Annotated in this window: 17 protein-coding genes; 7 read left to right on the top strand and 10 right to left on the bottom strand. The window is 70.0% G+C overall.

Annotation, left to right across the window (positions count from 1 at the left end; genetic code table 11):
- Window positions 1-37 precede the first annotated feature (37 nt).
- Genes AB0I12_RS02000 through AB0I12_RS02020 form a run of 5 tightly spaced genes read right to left on the bottom strand, consistent with a single transcriptional unit; the run spans window position 38 to window position 6,189 of the window.
- The gene (locus tag AB0I12_RS02000; protein WP_359923218.1) at window positions 38-1,105 is read right to left on the bottom strand and encodes a LacI family DNA-binding transcriptional regulator; all 1,068 of its coding nucleotides are present in this window, start codon (window positions 1,103-1,105) and stop codon (window positions 38-40) included.
- A 20-nt stretch (window positions 1,106-1,125) separates the two neighbouring features.
- Window positions 1,126-3,063 (bottom strand): family 43 glycosylhydrolase, encoded by a 1,938-nt coding sequence (locus AB0I12_RS02005; protein WP_359923220.1) that lies wholly within the window; start codon window positions 3,061-3,063, stop codon window positions 1,126-1,128.
- Window positions 3,064-3,070: 7 nt separating this feature from the next.
- Window positions 3,071-3,940 (bottom strand): carbohydrate ABC transporter permease, encoded by an 870-nt coding sequence (locus tag AB0I12_RS02010; protein ID WP_359923222.1) that lies wholly within the window; start codon window positions 3,938-3,940, stop codon window positions 3,071-3,073.
- 9 nt (window positions 3,941-3,949) lie between these two features.
- The gene (locus AB0I12_RS02015; RefSeq protein ID WP_359923225.1) at window positions 3,950-4,909 is read right to left on the bottom strand and encodes a sugar ABC transporter permease; all 960 of its coding nucleotides are present in this window, start codon (window positions 4,907-4,909) and stop codon (window positions 3,950-3,952) included.
- A complete protein-coding gene (locus AB0I12_RS02020; protein WP_359923228.1) occupies window positions 4,909-6,189 on the bottom strand; it encodes a sugar ABC transporter substrate-binding protein in 1,281 nt (426 codons plus the stop codon). Before AB0I12_RS02020 ends, AB0I12_RS02015 begins: the two co-directional genes overlap by 1 nt.
- 354 nt (window positions 6,190-6,543) lie before the next feature.
- Here AB0I12_RS02020 and AB0I12_RS02025 point away from each other — a divergent pair, with 354 nt between their 5' ends.
- Window positions 6,544-7,308, top strand: coding sequence for a sulfite exporter TauE/SafE family protein (locus AB0I12_RS02025; protein WP_359923231.1), 765 nt, complete (start codon window positions 6,544-6,546; stop codon window positions 7,306-7,308).
- Here AB0I12_RS02025 and AB0I12_RS02030 read toward each other — a convergent pair.
- Window positions 7,280-8,173, bottom strand: a complete 894-nt coding sequence (locus tag AB0I12_RS02030; protein ID WP_359923234.1) for a LysR family transcriptional regulator — start codon at window positions 8,171-8,173, stop codon at window positions 7,280-7,282. The genes AB0I12_RS02025 and AB0I12_RS02030 overlap by 29 nt on opposite strands.
- Before the next feature lie 72 nt (window positions 8,174-8,245).
- Between AB0I12_RS02030 and AB0I12_RS02035 the strand changes: the two genes are divergently transcribed.
- Both AB0I12_RS02035 and AB0I12_RS02040 read left to right on the top strand, forming a co-directional pair.
- Window positions 8,246-8,905, top strand: a complete 660-nt coding sequence (locus AB0I12_RS02035; RefSeq protein ID WP_359923237.1) for a type 1 glutamine amidotransferase domain-containing protein — start codon at window positions 8,246-8,248, stop codon at window positions 8,903-8,905.
- An 81-nt stretch (window positions 8,906-8,986) separates the two neighbouring features.
- Complete coding sequence (locus AB0I12_RS02040) at window positions 8,987-9,658, top strand: N-acetylmannosamine-6-phosphate 2-epimerase (RefSeq protein ID WP_359923240.1); 672 nt, start codon at window positions 8,987-8,989, stop codon at window positions 9,656-9,658.
- A gap of 1 nt (window position 9,659) precedes the next feature.
- On the opposite strand, the gene AB0I12_RS02045 is transcribed toward AB0I12_RS02040, so the two are convergent.
- Complete coding sequence (locus tag AB0I12_RS02045) at window positions 9,660-10,685, bottom strand: LacI family DNA-binding transcriptional regulator (protein ID WP_359923243.1); 1,026 nt, start codon at window positions 10,683-10,685, stop codon at window positions 9,660-9,662.
- Between the two features lie 180 nt (window positions 10,686-10,865).
- Here AB0I12_RS02045 and AB0I12_RS02050 point away from each other — a divergent pair, with 180 nt between their 5' ends.
- Genes AB0I12_RS02050 through AB0I12_RS02065 form a run of 4 tightly spaced genes read left to right on the top strand, consistent with a single transcriptional unit; the run spans window position 10,866 to window position 17,333 of the window.
- Window positions 10,866-14,249 (top strand): DNRLRE domain-containing protein, encoded by a 3,384-nt coding sequence (locus tag AB0I12_RS02050; RefSeq protein ID WP_359923246.1) that lies wholly within the window; start codon window positions 10,866-10,868, stop codon window positions 14,247-14,249.
- Between the two features lie 12 nt (window positions 14,250-14,261).
- The gene (locus AB0I12_RS02055) at window positions 14,262-15,545 is read left to right on the top strand and encodes an extracellular solute-binding protein (RefSeq protein ID WP_359923249.1); all 1,284 of its coding nucleotides are present in this window, start codon (window positions 14,262-14,264) and stop codon (window positions 15,543-15,545) included.
- On the top strand, window positions 15,545-16,501 hold the full coding sequence (locus AB0I12_RS02060) for a sugar ABC transporter permease (protein ID WP_359923252.1): 957 nt from the start codon (window positions 15,545-15,547) through the stop codon (window positions 16,499-16,501). Before AB0I12_RS02055 ends, AB0I12_RS02060 begins: the two co-directional genes overlap by 1 nt.
- Entirely contained in the window at window positions 16,485-17,333 is an 849-nt protein-coding gene (locus AB0I12_RS02065) for a carbohydrate ABC transporter permease (RefSeq protein ID WP_359923254.1), read from the top strand. The genes AB0I12_RS02060 and AB0I12_RS02065 overlap by 17 nt, the downstream gene beginning before the upstream one ends.
- Before the next feature lie 13 nt (window positions 17,334-17,346).
- On the opposite strand, the gene AB0I12_RS02070 is transcribed toward AB0I12_RS02065, so the two are convergent.
- The 3 genes from AB0I12_RS02070 to AB0I12_RS02080 form a co-directional block, all read right to left on the bottom strand.
- A complete protein-coding gene (locus AB0I12_RS02070; RefSeq protein WP_359923257.1) occupies window positions 17,347-18,612 on the bottom strand; it encodes an ABC transporter ATP-binding protein in 1,266 nt (421 codons plus the stop codon).
- Window positions 18,613-18,694: 82 nt separating this feature from the next.
- On the bottom strand, window positions 18,695-19,882 hold the full coding sequence (locus tag AB0I12_RS02075) for an amidohydrolase family protein (RefSeq protein WP_359923260.1): 1,188 nt from the start codon (window positions 19,880-19,882) through the stop codon (window positions 18,695-18,697).
- A gap of 116 nt (window positions 19,883-19,998) precedes the next feature.
- Entirely contained in the window at window positions 19,999-22,731 is a 2,733-nt protein-coding gene (locus AB0I12_RS02080; protein ID WP_359925105.1) for an AAA family ATPase, read from the bottom strand.
- Window positions 22,732-22,758: the final 27 nt, after the last annotated feature.

A 22,758-nucleotide genomic window follows, 5' to 3' on the forward strand; every position in this document is an offset into this window, starting at 1 on the left:
AGACGTCACGAATGTCCACCGTGGATCGGTGCCGTGCTCAGCGCCGGGTCCGTCGGCGCGGGCGCGGCGCGGCCGTGCTCTGCCGGACGATCAGCGGCGCCGGCACGGTTCCGTGGTAGCCGGTCAGCTGTTCCCGGCCGCCGAGCTGCCGCATGATCACCTCGACCAGGTCGTGGCCGATCTGGTGGAACTCCTGCCGGACCGTGGTCAGCGGCGGCCAGAGGTGGGCGGCGAGGTCGATGTCGTCGAACCCGACCACGCTCACGTCGTCGGGCACCCGGCGGCCGGCCTCGTGCAGCGCGTGGATCAGGCCGGCGGCCATCTCGTCGTTCGCCGCGAAGACCGCCGTCACGTCGTCGCGCCCGGCGATGCTGCTGCCGATCCGGTAGCCCGCTTCCGCCGACCAGTCGCCGACGAACGCCTCCGGCACCTCGCGTCCGGCGCTGGTCAGGGTCTGCCGCCACGCGGTCGCCCGCAGGTCCGCGGGGCCGGAGTCGCTCGGTCCCGCGATGTGGTGCACGGTCGGGTGCCCGAGATCCAGCAGGTGCTGGACCGCGGCCCGGCTGCCGCCGGCCTGGTCGGCGCCGACGGCCGGATGGTGCCCGACGAACCGCGAGTCCGACACCGCGACCGGCAGCGTCGGCGGCAGCGCCAGCGCGGCCGGTGTCGCGGTCTCGGCACGGATGATGATCAGGCCGTCGATCGCCTGGTGACTGAGGTGCTGGACCGCCTCGCTGACATCGCTCGACGACGGGGTCTCGACGTCGACGAGGCTCACCGAGTAACCCTCCCGGCGAGCGGCCTCGATCACTGCCTCGATCGTCTTCGACTCACCCGTGCGGATGACCTGGTGAGCGATCAGGCCGATCGACCGGAAGTTGCCCTGGCGCAGGGCCCGGGCGGCGAGGTTCGGTGCGTAGCCCAGTTGCCTCATCGCGTCGAGCACCCGCTCCCGGGTCTCGGCCCGGACCGGCTCCGAGCCCGTGGAGACGCGGGACACGGTCTGCGACGACACCCCGGCCAGCCGCGCCACGTCGCCGATGGACGGTCCCGACTTCGGGTGTCCTTTGGCGCCGCGGCGCGCGCCTTTGACCTCGCTCGACATGGCATCAGCATAGGCGGGCGTCAGTTACCGCGAGCCACCATCAGCCAGCTGACCTGGATGTCGGGGGAGCGGGTCGGAGTGATCGTCACCGTGAGCTTTCCGTCGGCCCCGACCGTGATCCCGCCGTACGTCGCCGCCACACCGGTCGCGGTGAACAAGCGCTGCTGGTCGACGACCGAACCGTTGACGGACACCTCGGCCGCGCGGTTGGCCCACGGCCACGGGTCGTAGTAGCCCGCGTGGACGGTGTACGTGCCGGGCTCGAGGTTCCCGAACGTGTAGACCAGCGGCTCATGGTTCTTCGCGTACCGCAAGGTGGTGTAGAGGTCACCGGTGCCGGCCGGGGCGCTCGATCCGGTGTAGCCCCACTGCGTGCCGGTCGCGGGATCGGTGCCCAGCGGCTGCTCCGGCGCCGAGTTGAGCAGTGGTTGCTCCGTCGACGCGACCTGGGTCAGGCGGGTCCAGTCGGGCGTCGCGGTGCCGCCGGCGTTCACGGCGTACCGCAGACCGTGCGGTACGACGACGACCGATCGGGTGAATGTCCTGCCGTCCGCGAGTGTGCCGCGCAGCGTGGCCGGTCCCGGTTGCGCGATGCTCGCCGCGTCCCAGGTGACCGCGACCTGCTGGGATCCCGAAGCCGTCGTCACCGTGACGGCGGCGGGCAGCGTGCTGGTGTCGCCGAGCCAGACGTGGTCCGGGATCGTGCTCGTGACGGTCCAGCGCGTGTACGGCGTGAGGTCACGCAGCGTCCACTCGGTGTCCGGGCCGATGCTGAGCGCGCCGCCTTCGCCGAACCTCATCGGCATCCAGACGTACGGCGCGTTGGCGAGGTCGTTCGGCGTCCACCGGTCACCCATGAACACGAACTTGTTCTGCTTCTGGTCGACCGGGATCACATTGGTGCTCTGCGAGTGGTACGTGGTCGCCGCGCCGTCACCGCTGATCGGGATGCCGCGATCGGTGAACTGCCCCAGGACGTTCTGCGAGGTCGCGTAGCGTGCCGGGTTCGGATCCCAGCCGGTGGCACCTGACGTCACCAGGTAGTAGGTGCCCTCGGACTTGAACATCGCCGGCGCCTCGCGCTGGTTGCACGCCAGCGTGCGGACGAAGTCCTTGCCCTGGACGGCGTTCTCCGGCGCCGCGGACAGGTACGTGTACGACCTGTTCAGCTTGGAGATGTACATCGTCCGGTTCTCCTCGGACGAGTAGATGATGTACGCCGTGCCGTCGTCGTCCACGAACAGGTTCATGTCCCGCGCCATCCCGCCGGCCGGGTCGAACGCCGACCCGCTGCCGCACCACGGCACCGAGTCGCTCGGCACCCGGTTCAGGCGGTACGAGTCGATCCAGCGGAACGGGCCCTTCGGCGAGTCCGCGATCGCGACACCGGCCTCGGCGCGCGCGTACGTCGACGTGCTGGTCGGCGACGACGGGCCGTCGGAGTGCACCCACATGACCCACTTGCCGGTCACTTGGTTGTAGATCACCTTCGGGCGTTCGAGGATCGACGGGCGGGCCCAGCCGTCGGTGCGGACGCTGTTGGTGGACAGGTCGCGCCAGACGACGTCCTTCTGCGCGGGCGTGTACTTCTTGTAGAGCTTCGCGAAGTACGGATCGTTCGCGAACTGGTCGGGGGAGTTCATCGCGCGGAGGGCGAGCCCCTGGTCCTTCCAGTTGTACAGGTCGTACGACGAGTACAGGTGCACGCCCGGGCTGTCGTAGTACCCGTTGCTGCGGTCCTCGCCGTACCAGTAGTAGACGCGCCGGCCGTCGTCGTCCTTCGCCGGCACGACCTGACCGCCGTGGGCCTGGATCACCTTGCCGCTCGTGTCCAGCCAGGGCTGACCGGGGCGGAACGAGGTGTTCGCGGTGGGTTCGGCGGAATTGGCCGGTGACGTCAGGAGGCTGAGCCCGACCGTCGCCAGCAGCACACCCGCCCAGAGAGTTCTTCGTTTCACAGGGTTCTCAACCTTTCAGGCCTGTCTGGGCCACACCCTGCACGAGATACCGCTGCAGGAAGACGAAGACCAGGACGAGCGGCAGGATCGAGACGGCTGCCGCCATGAACAGTTGCGGGATGTTGATGGTCTGCGCGGTGACGAAGGTCGAGAGCGTGACCTGCACGGTCCAGGCGCTCTCGTCCTGGGCCACGACGAGCGGCCAGAGGAACGAGTTCCAGCTCGCGATGAACGTGATCACGGCGATCGCCGCGATGAAGTTCCCGGAGTTCGGTACGACGATCCGCCAGAACGTGCCGCCGTACCCGAGGCCGTCGATCCGGGCCGCCTCCTCGAGCTCCTTCGGGAACGAGAGGAAGTACTGGCGGAACAGGAAGACGGTGAAGCCGCTGAACAGGGACGGGATGATCAGGCCGCGGTAGTCCGAGACCCACCCGAGCCACGAGACGATCACGAAGCTCGGCACGAACGTCACAGCACCCGGGATCATCAGCGTGGCTAGCACGGCGTAGAAGATCTTGTTGCTGTGCGGGTGGTTGATCCGGGCCAGGGCGTATCCGGCCAGCGAGCTGACCAGCAGGGTGCCGGCTGTGGTGAGGACGGCGACGACCGCGGAGTTCCGCAGCGAGCTGAGCATCGGGATCTCGGGGTCGTTGAACAGGTCCGCGAGGTTGTGCCACTGGATGTCCTTGGGGAAGAACGTCCAGCCCGGGGCGGTGATGTCCTTGGTGCTGGCCAGTCCGTTCCTGATCAGCAGGTAGAACGGGACCAGGAACAGCAACGTCATCACGAGCAGCACGGCCATCCCGGCGCCATTGGCGATCCGGTCGGCCAGAGTCCGCCGGTAGCCGACGGCCTGCGGCTGATGGGAATCCATGGGAATCTCCTAGTCGCTGGGTCTGCCGAAGCCGAGGAGCTTGCCCTGCAGCACGGTGACGACGGCGATGATCGCGGCCAGGATCAGCGAGCCCGCGCTGCCGAGGCCGAAGTTCTGCTGACTGCCGAGCGCGAGGTGGTAGAGGTACACCAGCGGCGGGCGCGCGTACTCGACCGCGCCGAGCAGGTTGTAGAACTCGTCGAAGGCCTGGTACGCCGCGATCAGGCACAGCAGCAGCACCGAGATCGAGGTCGGCCGCAGCAGCGGGAGGGTGATGTGCCGGAACACCTGCCAGCCGGGCTTGGCGCCGTCCACGAACGCGGCCTCGTAGAGCTCGGGGTTGATGTTCTGCAACGCGGCCAGGAACAGGATCATGTAGAAGCCGGCCTGCAGCCACAGCCGCGCGGTCACGATGACCAGCCAGTACCACGGCGGATCCAGCGAGGCCAGCCAGCTGACCGGTTCCACGCCGATCCAGCCGAGCAACGTGTTCGCCATCCCGAACCGGACGCCGTTGAAGATCGACAGCTTCCAGATCAGCGACGCGACGACGTACGAGCAGGCGGTCGGCAGGAAGAACACCGACCGGAAGAACGCCCGCGCCACCCGGACCCGGTTGACCAGCACCGCCAGGAACAGCGACAGCGCGAAGGTGGTCGGAACGATGAGGACGGCGAACGCGGTGAACGTCACCAGTGAGGAGACGAACGCCTTGTCGCTCAACATCGCGGTGTAGTTGCCGAGGCCAACAAATTTGGTCGGCGTCACGGTGCCCTGGGCGTCGAAGAAGCTGAGGAACGCGCTCCAGGCGATCGGGAAGTAGACGAAGACCGCGAGCCCGATCAGGAACGGCGCGATGAACAGCCAGAACGCGCGCCGCTGCCCGTGGATCGCCCGCGTTCTCCGCGCGCTCGAGGTGCGCCCGCCGACCGGGCGCACCTGTGGGGCAGTGGTGGTCTGCTGCGACATCAGCCGAAGATCTTGCTGAGCTCGGTGTTGATCTTCTTCACCGCGCCGGCCAGCTCGGTCTCGGGGTCACCGCCCTTGCCGATCACTCGCGTGACGGCGTCGGTGAGCGCGGTGCTCATCGCGGGTGTCCAGTTCGGGTCGCCCTGGACCCCGTAGTCGGTGTTGAGCTTGACCGACTCGGCCGCGGGGCCGGACTGGAGCTTCGAGGCCTTCGCGGCCAGGCTCTTCCGCGGCGGGATGTGGAAGCCGTAGCTGAGCGACCAGTCCTCCTGCAGGTCGGTCTTGTCCACCCACAGCCACTTGGTGAACGCCTTCGCGGCGTCGATGTTCTTGGACTTCGCGCTGACGAACGCCGACCAGCCGCCGGAGACGACCGCCGGCTTGCCGCCGGCCGCGGCCGGGAACGGGAACGCGCCGATCTCGTCCGCGCCGAGCGCGGTCGACATCCCGGGCACCGCCCACATGCCGATCCACTGCATCGCGCACAGGTTCTGGTTGATCGCCGACGGATCCCACCAGTCGGTCGGCGCACCGAGCAGCAGGCTCTTGTCCGCGGCGAACTTCCGCAGCTTCAGCAGCACCTCGGCGACCTTGGCGGGGTCGAAGCCGATCTTGTGGTCGGCGGTCAGGAACCGGCCGCCGGTCGAGTAGATCGCCGCCGTGGTCAGGCCGCCGCCGGTGTTGTTGGCGTCGTTGCCGGCGAACAGGCCCTTGACCGACTTGTCGGTGAGTTCCTTCGCGGCCGCGATCAGGTCGTCGAGAGTCTGCGGCGGCTTGATGCCCTTCGCCTCGAACAGGCTCTTGCGGTAGTAGAGCATCTGCGGGTCGTTGATCATCGGGATCGAGTACAGCTTCCCGTCGATCGAGTTGGCGGCCAAGTCGCCCTCGGCGTAGTCGTCCTTGACGTCGGCGATCAGGTCGTCGAGCGGCACGACCTGGCCGGAGCTGACCAGTGAGCGCTCGAGGTGGCCCTCGAAGGCGTCGGGCCCGTTGCCGGACGAGAGGCCGCTGGACAGCTTCGCCGGGTAGTCGCCGGGGATCCACTGGATCTGGACGGTCGCGTCGGTGTACTCGGCGGCGTACTTCTTCGCTGCTTCCTGCGTCCCTTTCTCGCCGTACTGGTGGTACCACTGGCTGAGCGAGACCTTGCTGCCGCCACCACCAGTGGCAGCAGCTCCGGTTCCCTTGTTGGAGCCGCAGGCGCCCAGCACCCCTGCGGCGGCCAGACCGAGTGCTCCGCCGAGCACGGCGCGGCGGGAGACGTTGGCGGGCGGGGTCATTGTTACCTCCGGAAAGCCAGGAATGTTTACGTGAACAGAAGGTGCCGATGATTAGAGCGCCCCTGTCGATCCGGCGTCAAGAGCCCGTGCCCGGGAATTTCGACTGATCCGGTTCAGTTCGAGAAGCCCTTGATTTGCTGGTGTTTGGGCGGATCGGCGCGCGTGCTCGCGGCGCGGAGGTGCCGGCCTCTTGACGTCCGTACCGTCGTGGGCCCATGATCGGGCCGAGTCGATCTGTTTGCGTAAACAGCGTCCCGGACCGACCATCTGTCCGGCTGCTGCCGGTCGTCAATAAGCTGGTGCCATGGAGTCGCCCGAGATCATGCTGGATGCCGGCGTCGTGCGGGACAGGACGTGACCGGTGCGGAGCATCTGGCCATCGTCGCGGCCGGTCTCGGCGCCGGCGTGCTCACATCCACCGTCGGTGTCGCGTCATTGGTCAGCTTCCCGGCCCTGATCGCGTTGGGGATCCCGCCGGTGGTGGCGAACGCCTCGAACACGATCGGCTTGCTGCCCGGCGCGCTCAGCGGCTCGTTCGGGTACCGGCGGGAGCTGCGCGAGGTGTCCCGGCCGACGACGATCGCCGTGGTGCTGACGTGCGCGATCGGCGCGATCGGCGGCGCGGCGCTGCTGCTCGCCCTGCCGCCCGGGGTCTTCGCGGCGGCCGCGCCGTGGCTGATCCTGTTCACCTGCCTGGTCGTCGGCGTCCAGCCGTGGATCTCCCGCCGGCTGCGGTCGCGGCACGGGACTCCGCCGGAAGCGCGGGCGACGATGACGCCGGCGACGACGTTCTTCGCCGCGCTGACCGGTGTGTACGGCGGGTACTTCGGCGCCGGTGCGGGCGTGATGATGATGGCGGTGCTCGGCCTGGGCCTGGACCTCGAGCTGCGTGTCGCGAACGCGCTCAAGACCCTGTCCCTGCTGGCCGCGAACCTCGTGGCCGGCATCATCTTCGTGTTCGTCGCCGACCTGAACCCGACCGCGATCGTGCTGCTCGCGGCCGGGTCGGTCGCCGGCGGGTACGTCGGCGCGCACATCGGCCGCCGGCTCCCGAGCGGCCTGCTCCGCGCCCTGATCGTGGTGGCCGGCGTCACTGCCGCGGTCCTGATGCTCCGGTAGTTCGCAGCAGCCGGTCGCGCACCGCGGCGGCCGGGTTGTTCGGTCCGGTGGCCGACCGCGTTGCCAGGTAGAGGGTGTTGAGCGGCGGCAGTTCGGGATCGGACAGCAGGACCAGTTCGCCGGCGGCCAGCGCCTCGTCGCACAGGTAGGTCGGCAGCACGCTCGCGCCAGCGCCGGCGCGCACCGCGGCGAGGACTCCTCGCAGATCCGGTACGACGAGGTCGGCGGTCCGGGTCAGGCGGGTGGAGAAGACGGTTCGCCAGTAGCGGCGGATGATCGGCGCCTCCTCGGCGTACGCGATCAGGGGGATCTTCCGCAGCGGCTCCGGCGAGCTGGTCGGCGTACCGGCAGACCAGTTCGGCGCGGCCACGAGCGCGAAAGTCTCGTCGTAGAAGGGTGTTGCGCGGACGCCGGCGCGCCGCGGCCGGGTCGAGCTGATCACCAGGTCGAGGCTGCGGTCGACGAGCCGGTCCAGCAGATCGTCCGGCAGGCCGAACGTCGCGCGGACCTGGAGTCCGTCCGCGAGGCGGCCGGCGAGCGCCGGCAGGACCATCGTGCAGAGGAAGTCGGACGGGCCGCCGAGATGGACGGTGGTCGCGGTGGGCGCGGCGAGTTCGTCGAGCAGCAGGCCGTGCAGGGCGTCGATCGGATCGGCGACCCGGCGGGCGAGTTCGTCGCCGGCGCCGGTCGGCCGGACGCCGCGGGCGAGCCGCTCGAACAGCGGCCGGCCGAGCATGGTTTCGAGCGTCTTCAGTTGCGCGGTCACGGTCGGCTGGGACAGTCCGAGCAGTTCCGCGCCGGCGGTGATCGAGCCGGCGCGGTGCACGGCCAGGAACGTCCGAAGCAGGTCGAGGGACGGGCTCATATCAGAAATCCTATGGCACACCGCGCAGATTCCTATTGGTCTCCGATGCCTCGGCGCTCGCATCATGAAGCCATGACACGCGTACTGATCGCTCTCACCAGTCACTCCCAGCTCGGCGACACCGGCCGGACCACCGGCTTCTACGCCTCCGAGGCGGCCGAGCCGTGGTCCGTCTTCACCGCGGCGGGCTTCGACGTCGACCTGGTCTCCGTCGCCGGCGGCCGTCCGCCGATCGACGGGCTGGACGAGCACGACCCGATCCAGCAGAAGTTCCTCGCGTCCGTGGACCTCGAGCACACCCCGGCCGCGGCCGGCCTCGACGCCTCGGCGTACGACGCGATCTTCTTCGCCGGCGGGCACGGCACCGTCTGGGACTTCCCGAACGACGAGGCGCTGGCATCGCTTGCCGCGGGCATCTATGAGAACGGCGGCGTGGTCGCGGCCGTCTGCCACGGCCCGTCGGCGCTGGTGAACCTGACCCTGTCCGATGGCCGCCACCTGGTCGACGGCAAGAACGTCGCCGCCTTCACCAACGCCGAGGAGGCCGCCGTCGGTCTGACCGAGGTCGTCCCGTTCCTGCTCGCCGACGCGCTGACCGCTCGCGGCGCGATCCATCACCCGGCCGCGAACTTCACCCCGCAGACCGTCACCGACGGCCGCCTCGTCACCGGCCAGAACCCGCAGTCCGCCACCTCGACCGCCGAAGCAGTCGTCGCAGTCCTCACCGCCTGAATCCCCCTCCTCAGGCGGTCAGGTCCGGGCCCGTGAGGTGCTGCCTAGACTGGCCGCCACGGTTGCAGGGGAGAGTGCTGGATGAGTGACGTACTGGAGGCTGTCCGGGCGCGGCTGGTTGTCTCGTGTCAGGCGTATCCGGGGGAGCCGATGAACTCGCCGGCGACCATGCGGGCGGTGGCGGAGGCCGTTGCAGCCGGTGGGGCCGCCGGTCTGCGGGTGCAGGGCATCGCGGACATCGCCGAGATCCGTTCGGCGGTCGAGCTGCCGCTGATCGGACTGTGGAAGGACGGCCACGACGACGTCTTCATCACCCCGACTCTGGATCATGCGCTCGCGGTCGCCGAGGCCGGCGCCGATGTCGTCGCACTCGACGGGACGCAGCGCCCGCGTCCGGACGGACGCAGTCTCGCCGAGACCATCGAGGCGATCCAAGACCGCACCGGCAAGCTCGTGATGGCCGACTGCTCGACCTTCGAGGAGGGTGTCGCGGCCGCGGAGGCCGGCGCCGATCTCGTCGGTACAACGCTCTCGGGCTACACGCCGTACACCACGAAGACCGACGGGCCCGACCTCGACCTCGTGGCCCGGCTGGCCGCGGCGATCCGTACTCCGGTCGTCGCCGAAGGCCGCATCCACACCCCGGACCAAGCCGCCCAGGCCATCGCGGCCGGCGCCTGGACCGTCGTCGTCGGCACGGCAATCACTCACCCCACCACGATCACCACCTGGTTCGTGAACGCTGTGCAGTGAGTCAGCGCTGAGCGACGGTCTCGCGGACGACCACGTGGGTGCCGAGGGTGGTGTGGTGCTCGGTCGGGCTGGGGTCCAGGGCGAGGGCCGCGGCGCGGAGGCCCAGCTCGCGGGCGGGGATGTGGACCGTGGTGAGCTGCAGGTCGGCGGCGAACGAGTCGTTGTTGAAACCGACGACCGAGATGTCGCCGGGCACCCGGAGGCCGGCTTCACGGAGGGCCTGCATGGCGCCGGCGGCGACGTGGTCGTTGTGGGCCAGGATGCCGGTGAACGTCGGCGGCCCCGCGTCGAGGAGTTCGCGGACGCGGGCGTAGCCGGTCTCGCGGTTCCAGGCGGGGTGGATCTCGAGGTCCGGGTCGAGGTCGCCGCCGAGGTCGCGGAGCGCCTTGCGGTAGCCCGTTGTCCGCCGGGTCGTGATGCTCTGGCCGTCCGGTCCGCCGAGCAGCAGGATCCGGCGATGGCCGCGCGAGAGCAGGTGGCTGGTCGCGGCGTACGCACCGCCCTCGTTGTCGTACTCGACCGAGGCGTCCTGGAATCCGGTGTCGATCGGCGGCCGCGCGCACAGCACGAGACGCGTGCCGGACTGCCGGAGCTGGGCGGCGAACGCGCCCATCTGTTCGCGGTACTCGGCACTCTCCACGACGGCGCCGACCAGGATGATCGCCTCGACGTGCTGGGCGTGCATCTGCCGTAGCACGGCCAGCTCACGCTCGAGGTTGCCGCCGCTGGTGCCGATCAGGCACAGCTTGCCGGCCTCGGCGACGCCGGTGGCGATGCTCTCCACCAGGCTCATCAGGAACCCGTCGTCGAGCATCATCACGACCAGCGCGATCGTGCCGGTGCCCTGCCGGGTGAGTGCGCGGGCGTGCGGGTTCGCGACGTAGTCGAGCTCCTGCACCGCACGCAGCACCTTGTCCCGGGTCTTCGGGGCCGGGGGATAGCTGCCGTTCAGGATGCGGGAAACGGTCGTCACGGAGACGCCGGCCCGGGCCGCGACGTCCCGGATGCTCGGCCGCCCATCGCTCATACGCCGTCCTCCGATCGGTTAAAGCGTTGTACGACATCGTAGCAGCACCTCAGGCTCAGCGAGCGGAAAACGCTTGCTCCAAGCGTAGGCAACCTCTTGACCAGGGTGTGCAACCGTTTTACCTTTCTCGTCAGATCGCGGATGGAGAGTCGCCCGATCCCTCGACGAAAGGTCGTGCCCATGCGGTCCCACCTGACCCGATTGGCAGCAGCCGCTGCCGCCCTGATCACCTTCACTCCCGGCCTCGCGGCAGCCGGGGAGCGGACAACCGCCGCCATCGAGCCGCCGGCGAGCGTGGTCTCGATGCTGACCAGCCAGCACCCGCGCCTGCTCGCCCGCCAGGGCGACTTCACGACGGCGGGCCAGCGCCTGCAGTCCGACACCCGGCTGCAGGCCTGGTTCGCCAAGGTCCGCGCCGACGCCGACGCGATGCTCGGTACGGCACCGAAGGCGCCGCCGAACAACTTCGACAACAGTCGCGAGGTGAAACGCCGCATCTACTCGCTGGCGCTGGTGTACCGGCTGACAGGTGACAGCCGGTACGCCGCCCGCGCGGCACAGGAACTGCTCGCGGTCTCGGCGTACCCGGACTGGAACCCGTCGCACTTCCTCGAGGTCGGCGAGATGGCCAATGCCGTTGCCATCGGCTACGACTGGCTGTACGACTACCTGACCGCGGCGCAGCGCACCACGATCCGGCAGGCGATCGAGACCAAGGCGCTGCAGCCGGCGCTCGCGATCTACAACCAGCAGACGAGCTTCTACACGCAGTCGCACAACTGGAACCTGGTCTGCAACGCGGTCGCGCTCGGAGCGCTGGCGATCGGTGACGAGAGCCCCGACCTCGCCGACCAGATCCTGCGCAAGAGCATCACCTCGATCCAGAACGGGATCAGCGAGTACAACCCGGGCGGCGGCTATGCGGAGAGCCCGACGTACTGGGCGTACGGCACGGAGTACCTGGTCACGTACCTCGCCGCGTTCAAGACCGCGGTGGGCACCGACTTCGGCCTGTCGGCGCTGCCGGGGCTGTCGATCACCGGAGACTTCCCGATCCAGGTGTCCGGTGCCGGAGGCGAGCTGTTCAACTTCGGCGACGGCGGCACCGAGCTGGCCGGTGCGGTCACGTCCGGCTGGCACCTGCCGTCGATGATGTGGCTCGCGAGCCGCTTCGACCGCTCGTACCTCGCGGCCTGGGAGGCGGCCCGCGCCGATCGCTCGGCCAGTCCGCTCGACATCCTCTGGTACGACCCCGCCCGTACGACGGGAACCACCCACCCGGCGTACACCGACTGGCTGTTCCGCGGGACCGAGGTGGTGACGGCCCGCAGCGCCTGGGACGACCCGTACGCCGTGTCCGTCGGAACCAAGGGGCTGCGCGCCGGGTACGACCAGGTCGTCGCCCACGAGAACCTCGACGCCGGCGACCTGGTGATGGACGCGAACGGGGTCCGCTGGTTCGACGACCTCGGCGCCGACAGCTACAGCCTGCCCGGGTATTTCGACTGGCAGAAGAACTCCGGCGGCCGCTGGGACTACTACGTCGCGCGGCCCGAGGGACAGAACACGATGGTTCTCGGCTCCGGCCCGACGCCGCAGACCGCGCTCACGAGCGGCGCGCCGGTCGTCGAGACAGGATCGTCGGCGCAGCAGTTCTACGAGATCACCGACCTGACCGGGATGTACGGCGGGCGCGTGCAGCGGGCGCAGCGCGGCGTCCAGCTGTTCGACGATCGCCGCCAGGTGCTGATCCAGGACGAGGTGGAGTCGACCCAGGCGATCTCCTACTGGTCCTTCCTGCACACCCGCGCCGACATCGTCGTGGCCGCCGACGGGAAGTCCGCGATGCTGTACCGCGGCGGGCAGCGTCTGTGGGTGCAGCTGCTCGGTCCGTCCGGTGCGCAACTCCTCGTCGGTGACGCGACGCCGCTCCCCGGCAGCCCGAGCCCGGCCGGGCAGAGCACGCAACCCGGTGTCCGCAAGCTGATGGTCAACCGCCCGAACATCAGCACCACGACGGTCGCGATCCGCGCGGTACCGCTCGCGACGGGGGAGCAGCCGCCGACGACCACGCCCGCGATCGTCCCGCTCGCGTCGTGGGGGACCAGCACGCAGGCTTCGGCCCTGAGCGACATCGTGGTTGGGGGCAAGCAATTGGCCGGCTTCGAGTCCGGCCGGTTCCGGTACGACGTGACGTTGCCGTGGACCGCATCCGACGCGCCGAGGGTCGCGGGTGTCGCGGCCGGCGGGACGTCCGCGGTCGTGTCCCAGGCGACGGGAGTGTCCGGTGTCGCCTCCATCGCGACCTACCGGGCCGGCCGGCGCGGGCCGACGTACGAGATCCATTTCCATCAGCCGGGGAAGGCCGGGCGGTCGTACCCGATCGCGTCGGCTGATGCGTCCAGCGACGACGGCAACGGCGCCACGGGATCGGTCGACGGCAGCTTGTCGACGCGGTGGTCGGCCCCGGGTGACGGCGAGTACCTCACCTACAACCTCGGCCGGACCCGCACGATCGGTGCGGCGGCGGTTGCCTTCTACAACGGATCCCGCCGGACGGCGAAGTTCGACGTGCTGACGTCGACGGACGGTACGACGTGGCGTGCCGCGCGGGCCGGGATCGTGTCGTCCGGCACGACCGACGATCTGGAGGTGTTCGCGCTGCCGGCCGCGGCGGCGCGGTACGTACGGATCGTCGGGCACGGAAACTCCGCGAGCACTTTCAACAGCATCCTCGAGGTGCGGCTGTACGCGAGCCCTGCCGACGCGAAGGCCGACGCTCCGCCGCGGCCCGTCGTCCTCGGGTCCGTCACCCTCTCGCAGCCGCCGGAGTTGTCCGTCGGCAGCAGCCGGCAGCTCTCACTGACCGCATCCAGTACGGACGGCAACCACGCAGACCTGTCAGCGGCAGCCGTCGAGTGGCAGAGCAGCGATCCGGCCACGGCGACGGTCGACGGAAGCGGTCTGTTGACCGCGGCCGCGGGAGGTTCGGCGTCGGTGGCGGCGATGGTCACGATCCCGCCGATCGTGAAGGTCGCCCGCGTACCGGTCACGGTGGTGGATCCGTCGCGGATCGACGTGATGGCCGACGGCTTCGTCCGCAACGGCTCGTTCGCCGGTACGCCGTACGGCAACGCGGCCGCGCTCGAGGTCCGGAACAATCCCGGGCTGAACAGCGGATACGACCGGATCACCTACCTCAGGTTCGACCCGAAAACAGTCCCGGCGTCCATCCAGTCGGCGACGTTGCGGGTGTACGGCGGGATCGCCGACGGCTCGACGACGCCGACGGTCAACGGCGTCTACGCGACGGGGACGGGCTGGACCGAGTCCGCCCTGACCTGGAACAGCCGGCCCGCGCTCGGTGAGCAGCTCGGTGCGATGACCCTCGACAACACGCCGGGCTGGCGCACGGTCGACGTCACCGAGTACGTCCGTGCCCAGCTCGCGAACGGGGAGCCGATCGGCCTCGCAATCGCCTCGACGGTGCCTGCCTACGGCCCGTTCACGACCTTCAACAGCAAAGAAGCGGCGAGCAACCCGCCGTACCTCCACCTCACGTAAAGGACTTCAGACATGGCAACCCACATCTCCCGGCGGCGAGTGCTCCAGCTCGGCGGACTCGCGCTGGGGTCAGGCGTCCTGGCCGCGTGCGGCGGCTCCGGCACGGGCAGCGGCAAGGCGGCGACCATCCGGGTCGCGTACGACGGGAACGCGGAGCGCACCAAGCAGGTCGGTCTCGCGCTGGAGAAGATCCAGTCCAAGCTGGACGGGGTCACGATCCAGTCCGAGTTCGGGGGTGACAACGCGTTCTTCACCAAGGTGCGGACCCAGATCGCGAGCGGCGACGGCCCGGACATCTTCCTCGCCAACACCATTGACCTCGGCAACTACGTGAAGAGCAACGCGGCGCTGGACCTGAGCAAGTACCTGCCGGACACGATCAAGACGGGGGACTGGGACCAGCAGCTGCTGAAGGGCGCGCAGGTCGACGGCAAGCAGTACAGCATCGGGACCGGCGTGAACTCGTTCTGCCTGCTGTACGACAAGGCCGCCTTCGACAAGGCGGGCGTCACGAAGCTCGACCCGGCGTGGACCTGGGACGACTTCGCCGGGATCGCGGCGGAGGTGTCGAAGGCGAACGCGCGCAAGCCGTACGGCACCAGCGACGCCGGGCGCGACCTGCAGACGTTTCAGGTCTACATCCGCGGAAACGGCGCCGAGCTGTTCACGCCGGACGGTGCGATCGGCTTCACCGAGGAGCATGTCGCGGAGTTCTGGAACCTGTGGAAGCGTCTCCGCGACACCGGCGCCGCCGTACCCGCTGAGGTCACCGCGGCCGCGGACTTCAACAACAACAACCTGGTCAAGCGCAAGGCTGCGATGAACTTCGACTTCTCGAACCGGATCCTGTCGAACCAGACCCTGGCCGGCCGGCCGCTCGGGTCCACCACGTACCCGCAGGGCGATCGCCCGGGCGCCTACATCCGGCCGTCGCGCGTGTGGGCGGTGTACGGCCGCAGCAAGAACCCGGAGAAGGCGGCGCAGGTCCTCGACGGGCTGGTCAACGATCCGGACGCGGCGATGCTGATCCGCACCCAGCTCGGCGTACCGAACAACCCGAAGAACCTGGCCGCGGTCGAGGCGGCCGCGACATCCGACCAGGCGCGCGAGTTCACCCATCTGAAGCTGGTCGAACAGCACCAGACACCGCTGGCGAACGTCGTGTTCCCGGCCGGCGGCGGTGACGTGTCAGGTGCGTTCCAGACGTATGCCGACAAGGTGGCCTTCGGCAAGCTGTCCGTCTCCGAGGCGGCGCGTGCGCTGATCGCCGACGCGACGAAGGCGCTGAAGGGCTGATGCCGACCGCAGTTGCCCGCGAGCCGGACACCCAGGTGCCGGCTCGCCCCGTCCCGGCGCCGCCGGCCAGGCGACGTACTGCCGACGGTCGCTGGGGTGGCGTGTTCCTCGCTCCGTGGCTGCTCGGGCTGGTGCTGCTCACCCTCGGTCCGATGGCCGCGTCGGTGTACTTCTCGTTCACCGACTTCGGCTTGCTCGGCAGCCCGCACTGGGTCGGCGGCAAGAACTACGCCGAGCTCCTGACCGACGACCCGACGTACCTGCAGTCGATCAAGGTCACGCTGGTGTACGTCGGGCTGTCGGTGCCGCTGAAACTCGCGATCGCACTGCTGGTCGCGATGGTGCTGAACACCAAGCTGCGCGGGCTGTCCTTCTACCGCGCGGTGTTCTACCTGCCGTCGTTGCTCGGGGCAAGCGTCGCGGTGGCGATCATGTGGCGGCAGCTGTTCACCGGCGACGGCGTGGTGAACCGCTTCCTCGCCGTCCTCGGCATCGACGCGCCGAGCTGGGTGTCGAACCCCGACTACTCGATCTACACGCTGGTCGCGCTCGCCGCCTGGCAGTTCGGTACGCCGATGCTGATCTTCCTCGCCGGTCTGCAGCAGATCCCGCGGACGCTGCTCGAGGCCGCCAGTGTCGACGGCGCGGGAACCGTCAGCCGGTTCTTCCGCGTCACGCTGCCGCTGCTGACGCCGATCCTGTTCTTCAACCTGGTCATGCAGGTGATCGGCTCGTTCCAGGCGTTCTCCCAGGCGTACGTCGTCGGCGACGGCCAGGGCGGTCCGGCCGAGTCGACGCTGGTGTACAGCCTGTACCTCTACAAGGCGGCGTTCGTCGAGTTCAAGATGGGCTACGCGTCCGCGATCGCCTGGGTGTTCCTGCTCGGCATCGCCGCGCTCACCGCGGTCAACTTCCTCTTCTCACGGTATTGGGTCTTCTATGACGACGAACACTGACCGCGGCGCCTTCCGGATCGGCAAGCACGTCGTCCTGCTCGCCGGTGTGGTGCTGATGCTCTACCCGGTCGCCTGGATGCTGAGCAGCTCGCTGAAGCCGGCCGGCGACATCTTCACCACCAGTTCACTGATCCCGCGATCGTGGGACCTGTCGAACTACGCGACCGGGTGGGAGGGCGCGGGCAACTCGTTCGGAGCGGCGATCGTCAACTCGTTCCTGGTCGCGGTCGTCTGCGTGATCGGCAACGTGCTGTCCTGCTCGATGGCGGCGTACGCGTTCGCCCGGCTGCGCTTCCGGTTCCGCGGCGCCGCGATGGCCGTCATGCTCGGCACGATCATGCTGCCGCACCAGGTGCTGCTGATCCCGCAGTACTACCTGTTCTTCCGGGCCGGCTGGGTGAACACGTTCCTGCCGCTCACGGTGCCGAAGTTCCTGGCCGTCGACGCGTTCTTCATCTTCCTGATGGTCCAGTTCGTCCGCGGCCTGCCCCGCGAACTCGACGAGGCCGCGGTGATCGACGGCTGCGGTCCCGCCCGCATCTACTGGCACATCATCCTGCCGCTCCTGCGCCCCGCGATGGTGACGACCGCGATCCTCACCTTCGTCTGGACGTACGACGACTTCTTCGGCCAGCTGATCTACCTCACCGACCCCGCCAAGCAGACCGTCCCGGTGGCCCTGAGCGGCTTCCAGGACAACATGGGCGGCAACTCGTTGTGGGGCCCGATGTTCGCGATGTCCGTGATCGCGCTGATCCCGGTCGTCGTCATCTTCCTGATCTTCCAGAAACGCATCGTGGAAGGCGTCGCAACCACCGGCCTGAAGGGCTGAGCGCGGCGGCGGGTCAGCGGGTGATGCGGTCCACGCGGTGGCCGGTCTGGTCGAAGATGTGGATGCGGGAGGTGTCGAGGGCGAGGTGGACGCGGGTGCCGCGGGCCAGTTCGGTGTCGACCGGGAGTTCGACGACCACGTCGGCGCGGCGGTGCGTGGCGCCGTGCGGTTCGGGCGCGGGAGGCGTGGGTGCGCCCAGCCCGGCGCGCGAGCGGAGTCTGCTCAGGAAGGACGGCGTACGGTCGGCCGCGGGAGAGGCGTGGGCCGGAGCCGCGCGGCCGACGCGGTCGGGGTCGACGACCTCGATCCCGCAGTGCACGAAGGCGATCGACTGCTGGCCATGGAACTCGAAGGCGCGGATGGTGCCGGTCAGCTGGTTCGGGGCGTCGTCGGTCAGGCTGAACGCGTTCGAGCGGGCGCCGACGATCACGTCGGCGCCGTCGTGGTGCCGCAGGATCAGCGACCGGCGGTCGGTGGGGTCGAGGGAGATCGACTGGTTACCGAGGTCCAGGGCGACCCGGTGGTGCGCGGTGACGCGGACGGTGGCGGCCAGCAGGTTGATCCGCGGCGTGCCGAGGAAGCCGGCCACGAACGCGGTCGCGGGATCGTTGTACACCTGCGTCGGCGTACCGACGTCCTCGATCCGGCCGTCGCGCATCACCGCGATCCGGTCGGCCAGCGTCAGCGCCTCGACCTGGTCGTGGGTCACGTAGAGCGTGGTCACGTTCAGGTCGCGCGTCATCGCGCCGATCTCCTGCCGGAGCTCGGTGCGCATCGTGGCGTCGAGGTTCGACAGTGGTTCGTCGAGCAGGAACACCTGCGGCCGGCGGACCAGTGCGCGGCCGATCGCGACCCGCTGCCGCTGACCGCCCGACAACGTGCGCGGCATCCGGTCGAGCACCGACTCGATGCTGAGGATCTGTGCGAGGCCCGCCGCGGTGGATCCGGCCTGGACGTCGTTCTGCCCGGCGACCTGCAGCGGGAACATGATGTTCTCCTGGACCGTCCGGTTCGGGTACAGCGCGCCGGTCTGGAAGACCATCGCGACGCCGCGTTCGCGCGGCGCCAGCCGGGTGCCGTTGGTGCGCCCGAACCACACCTCGCCGGCCGTCACCCGCTCGAGACCGGCGATCATCCGCAGCAGCGTGGTCTTCCCGCAGCCGGACGGCCCGAGCAGCACCATGAACTCGCCGTCGGCGATGTCCAGCGACAGCTCGTCGACGGCCAGGTGTTCGCCCTCGAACACCTTGGACACCGCGTCGAGCCGGATCGCCGTCATGTAAGGCTTATACGGGAAGGTGCGGTTCACCGGCAAGCATTGGTCCGCCAGCCAAGTGATTGCGGGCGGCAAGATCCAATACTTAACTGTTGCTACAAGCAACCACGCGGCCGTTGACAACGACGGCCGCGACGTCGCCGACGGCGCCGGCGGCGCTGTCCCGGGTGCTGGTCAGCTGGACGAGGTCGGCACGGGCGCCGACCTCCAGACGGCCGCGATCGTGCAGGCCGAGCAGGTCGGCCGGTGTCCGGGTGGCCATCGTGACGGCGATGTCGAGGGGAAGTCCGCCGGGACCGGTCGCCCACCGCAGGCAGTCGAGCAGTGAGGCGCCGCTACCGGCCAGGTACGGCGTGCCCTGGAGGCGGAGGCTTCCGTCAGGCCCCACGGTGACCGCACCGCCGACCGCGGTCCGGTAGTCGCCCGGTGCGCATCCGGCCAGGGCGGCCGCGTCGCTGGTGAGAACGCATCGCTGCGGACCTTTGGCGCGCACGAGAGCGGCGAAGGTGTCGGCGGGCAGGTGATGGCCGTCGGCGATCAGTCCGGCGGTCAGGGCGTCTTCGGTGAGTTGAGCCCAGATCGGATTGTGGTGACGGTCGATCTGGGCCGGTAGTCCGTTGCCGAGATGGGTGGACAGCCGTCCGCCCGCGGCGGCGAAGGCGTGGATGTCGTCGGCGGTCGCGAGCGAGTGCCCGACCGAGGCGAGGACCGGTCGCCTCGCCAACGGGTGCGCACCTGCCCGGAGGTGTCGGGTGAACTCGATGGCTCCCTTGCGTTCGGGAGCCAGCGTCATGATCGCGATCGCGCCGTCGGCCGCGGCCTGCCAGCGGTCGAACTCGTCGGCGTCGGGGTCCCGGATGACCGCCGGGTCATGCGCGCCGCGGGCACCTTCCGCGGACGAGATGTACGGACCCTCCAGGTGCAGGCCCGGTACGCCGTACGCGACGTCGGGGTCGGCCGCGCGGGCGGCGGCAGCGCGCTTGACGAGGGTGAGCGTGGTCGTGTCGTCCGCGGAGATGATCGTCGGGTAGACCGTCGTCACGCCTTGTCCCCACAGGGCGCGGACGAGGTCGGACAGTTCGCCCGCCGGGCGCGACGGGTCGTTGACGTCCAGGCCGCCGTACCCGTTCAGCTGGATGTCGACCAGCCCCGGGATCAGCAGCAGGTCCGGCGCCGACGGGTGGTCGGTGATCTCCTCGATGCCGTCGGCCGAGAACCGCACCCGTACACCGCGGCCGGCGGCGGTGCGGCCTTCCAGGACCTCGCTCGTCACGGGCTCTCCTCACTCTCGGCTTGCGGACAACCCAACTGCATCCGGCGACCCGCGGCAAGGATGCTGATCGCGACGCCGCGACCGGCGAGGTCGGCCGCACCCGTGAAACACCCTGGTCAGGCGCGGGCGAAGGCGGTCCGGAGCTGGCGGCGGGAGGTGATGCCGAGTTTGGAGAACGTCTTGCGGAGGTGCCACTCGACGGTGCGCGGGCTGATGAAGAGCTGGGCGGCGATCTCCGGATTGGTCAGGCCGTCCCTGGCCAGGCCGGCGATCTGCGACTCCTGCGCGGTCAGGTCGTTCGTGGTTTCGGGCGTGCGCTTGCGGACGGTCTCGCCGGTGGCGAGCAGCTCGTGGCGGGCGCGTTCGGCAAACGCCTTGGCGCCGATCGCGGCCAACTGCTCGTGGGCGGTCCGCAGGTGCTCGCGGGCGTCCTGCCGGCGGCCTTCGCGGCGCAGCCATTCGCCGTACAGCAGCTCGGCGCGGGCCGATTCGATGCGCAGACCGGTCCGGCTCAGGTGGTCGATCGACGCGCGATACGCGTCCTCGTCGTTGGCCAGCAACGCTCGCGTGCGGGTCTGCATCCCGCGGCCCCAGTCCGTCGGCGCGGCGGCGACGCGCTCGTCGAGCCAGGCCAGCGCGGTCTCGACGAGCTTGGTGTCACCGGTCCGCGAGGCGGCCTCGGCCAGTTCGCCGATCACCAGCGCGCTGTACGCGACCACGTCCTGCTCGAAGACCTGCCGCGCCGCGTCGCAGGCGGTCTCGTACCGTCCGAGGCCGTTGTTCAGCAGCGCGCTCGTGTACGTCGCGATCGCCGTCATCCGGCCCTGGCCCTGGGCGCGTGCCTCGCGGATCATCGCGTCGATCAGTCCGGTCGCCTCGGCCTCGTGCCCGCGCAGCGCGGCGAGCTGCATCCGGCCGATCCCGAGCACCCGGTTCCCGGTCGCGGCGCCGATCTGCCGCTCCTCCTCGACGTACGCCGTCGCGGCCGCGAGGTCACCGGTCATCGACACCACGTTGGCGCGGAAGTTCAGCGCCCACTGGAGCTGGACGAGGGCGCCGCTGTCGCGGGCGATCCGTTCGTGGCGGGCGGCCAGTTCGAGCGCCGCGTCGAGGTCCCAGACGTCGATCGCGACGATCCCGCTGGACCGGCTGCCCGCGAGCCACAGCCAGCCGCGGACGTCCTCGGCCTCGCCGGCGCTCTGCCGGGCGTGGTCGACGGCTCTGACCAGCTGGGCCGCGGCGTCGGCGTACCCGCGGGTGAAGCGCAACGCGAGCGCCTGCAGGAGCAGGTCGCCCGGCGGGTCCGACGGCGCCGGCGCCGGTGCGGCGGCCGCCGCCTCACCGAGGATCCCGGGCGCGTCCGGGCCGCTCGCCCAGATCGCGGCCGACATCGCCTCCAGGTACGCGACCCGGGCCTGGTCGTGGTCGAGCGGCTCGAGCTGCCGCGCCGCGTCGACCAGCGTCCGCGCGGCCTCGGTCGCGTGTCCGCGGTCGAATGCGATCTCGCCGCGCAACCGCGTGATCTGCGCGTCCCGTACGGCGTCCGCGGGCCCGGCGGATGCCGCGCCGAGCAGGTCCAGCGCGGCGTCGAGCCCGCCGGCGCTCCGCTGGGCGGTCGCGGCGGCCAGCACACGGTCGGCCCGGCGGCCCGGGTCGATGGTCAGTGCGGCTGCTCGCTCCAGGAATGTGCCGGCCGCGAAGAACCCGCCGCGGGCCCGGGCGCGCTGCGCGGACCGTTCGAGCTCGGCAGCGACATCCTCGTCGGGCGCCATGGTCGCCTGCGCCCGGTGCCACGCCCGGCGATCGGGGTCGGTCCCGGGATCGGTGACGTCGGCGAGGGCCCGATGAACGGCCAGCCGCTGCTGCGGTGTCGCCATCCGGTACGCCGCGGAGCGCACGAGCGGATGCCGGAACCGGATCTGCCGGCCGAAGGTGATCAGCCCGGACTCGATCGCGCCGGCCGCCGGGTCGGCGCCGAGCCCGAGCCGCTCGGCCGCCTGCCACAGCAGGGTCGGGTCGCCCAGCGGTTCCGCGGCCGCAGTGAGCAGGAGCAGCCGGGTGCCGGGCTCGAGGACTTCGAGGCGCCGGACGAAACTGTCCTCGATCCGGCCGGCCAGGCTGCCCGCAGTCAGACCGCCGGCCAGCTCCGCGGCGGTCCAGGCGCGCGGGAGTTCGAGCAGGGCGAGCGGGTTGCCGTGGGTCTCGGCGACGATCCGGTCGCGGACCCGCGGGTCGATCGGTCCGGGCAGCACGGATTCGAGCAGTGCTCGCGCCTCGCTCTCGTCGAGGCCGCGGATCGCCAGCTCGGTCAGGCCGGTGAACGCGTGGTCGATGCCGTCGCGGACCGCGAAGACCATCACCACGGATTCGGCCGCGAGCCTGCGGGCGACGAAAGCGAGGATGCGCGCGGACATCAGGTCCAGCCACTGCGCGTCGTCGACCACGCACAGCACGGGCCGGTCGCCGGCGGCGTCGCAGAGCAGGTTCAGGACCGCGAGACCGATCAGGAACTTGTCCGGCGTCGGGCCGCTCACCAGGCCGAACGCCGTACCGAGCGCCTCGCGCTGCGGTGCCGGCAGTCGCTCGAGATGTTCCAGGAACGGCTGGAGGAGCTGGTGCAGGCCCGCGTATGCGAGCTCCATCTCGGACTCGACCCCTGCGGTTCGGGTGATCCGGCAGCCGTCGGCGCCGGCGACCAGGGTGTCCAGCAAGGCGGACTTGCCGACACCGGCCTCGCCTGTCAGCAGCAGCACCTGGCTGCGGCCGGCCTTCGCCTCGCTGACGAGCCCTCTCAGTACTTCGGTCTCCCGCTGCCGGCCCCTCAGCTCTCGATGCTCGCGATCTCCCATCCCCACGCCGGTCAGCCTAGCCGGGCC

Origin of the sequence: Kribbella sp. NPDC050459 (assembly GCF_040655315.1) — a bacterium.
GTDB lineage: Bacteria > Actinomycetota > Actinomycetes > Propionibacteriales > Kribbellaceae > Kribbella.

Coding starts and splice junctions, on each gene's coding strand:
- AB0I12_RS02000 (WP_359923218.1), bottom strand. CDS start 1,105: ATGTCGAGCGAGGTCAAAGGCGCGCGCCGCGGCGCCAAAGGACACCCG.
- AB0I12_RS02010 (WP_359923222.1), bottom strand. CDS start 3,940: ATGGATTCCCATCAGCCGCAGGCCGTCGGCTACCGGCGGACTCTGGCC.
- AB0I12_RS02015 (WP_359923225.1), bottom strand. CDS start 4,909: ATGTCGCAGCAGACCACCACTGCCCCACAGGTGCGCCCGGTCGGCGGG.
- AB0I12_RS02020 (WP_359923228.1), bottom strand. CDS start 6,189: ATGACCCCGCCCGCCAACGTCTCCCGCCGCGCCGTGCTCGGCGGAGCA.
- AB0I12_RS02030 (WP_359923234.1), bottom strand. CDS start 8,173: ATGAGCCCGTCCCTCGACCTGCTTCGGACGTTCCTGGCCGTGCACCGC.
- AB0I12_RS02035 (WP_359923237.1), top strand. CDS start 8,246: ATGACACGCGTACTGATCGCTCTCACCAGTCACTCCCAGCTCGGCGAC.
- AB0I12_RS02040 (WP_359923240.1), top strand. CDS start 8,987: ATGAGTGACGTACTGGAGGCTGTCCGGGCGCGGCTGGTTGTCTCGTGT.
- AB0I12_RS02045 (WP_359923243.1), bottom strand. CDS start 10,685: ATGAGCGATGGGCGGCCGAGCATCCGGGACGTCGCGGCCCGGGCCGGC.
- AB0I12_RS02050 (WP_359923246.1), top strand. CDS start 10,866: ATGCGGTCCCACCTGACCCGATTGGCAGCAGCCGCTGCCGCCCTGATC.
- AB0I12_RS02055 (WP_359923249.1), top strand. CDS start 14,262: ATGGCAACCCACATCTCCCGGCGGCGAGTGCTCCAGCTCGGCGGACTC.
- AB0I12_RS02060 (WP_359923252.1), top strand. CDS start 15,545: ATGCCGACCGCAGTTGCCCGCGAGCCGGACACCCAGGTGCCGGCTCGC.
- AB0I12_RS02065 (WP_359923254.1), top strand. CDS start 16,485: ATGACGACGAACACTGACCGCGGCGCCTTCCGGATCGGCAAGCACGTC.
- AB0I12_RS02070 (WP_359923257.1), bottom strand. CDS start 18,612: ATGACGGCGATCCGGCTCGACGCGGTGTCCAAGGTGTTCGAGGGCGAA.
- AB0I12_RS02080 (WP_359925105.1), bottom strand. CDS start 22,731: ATGGGAGATCGCGAGCATCGAGAGCTGAGGGGCCGGCAGCGGGAGACC.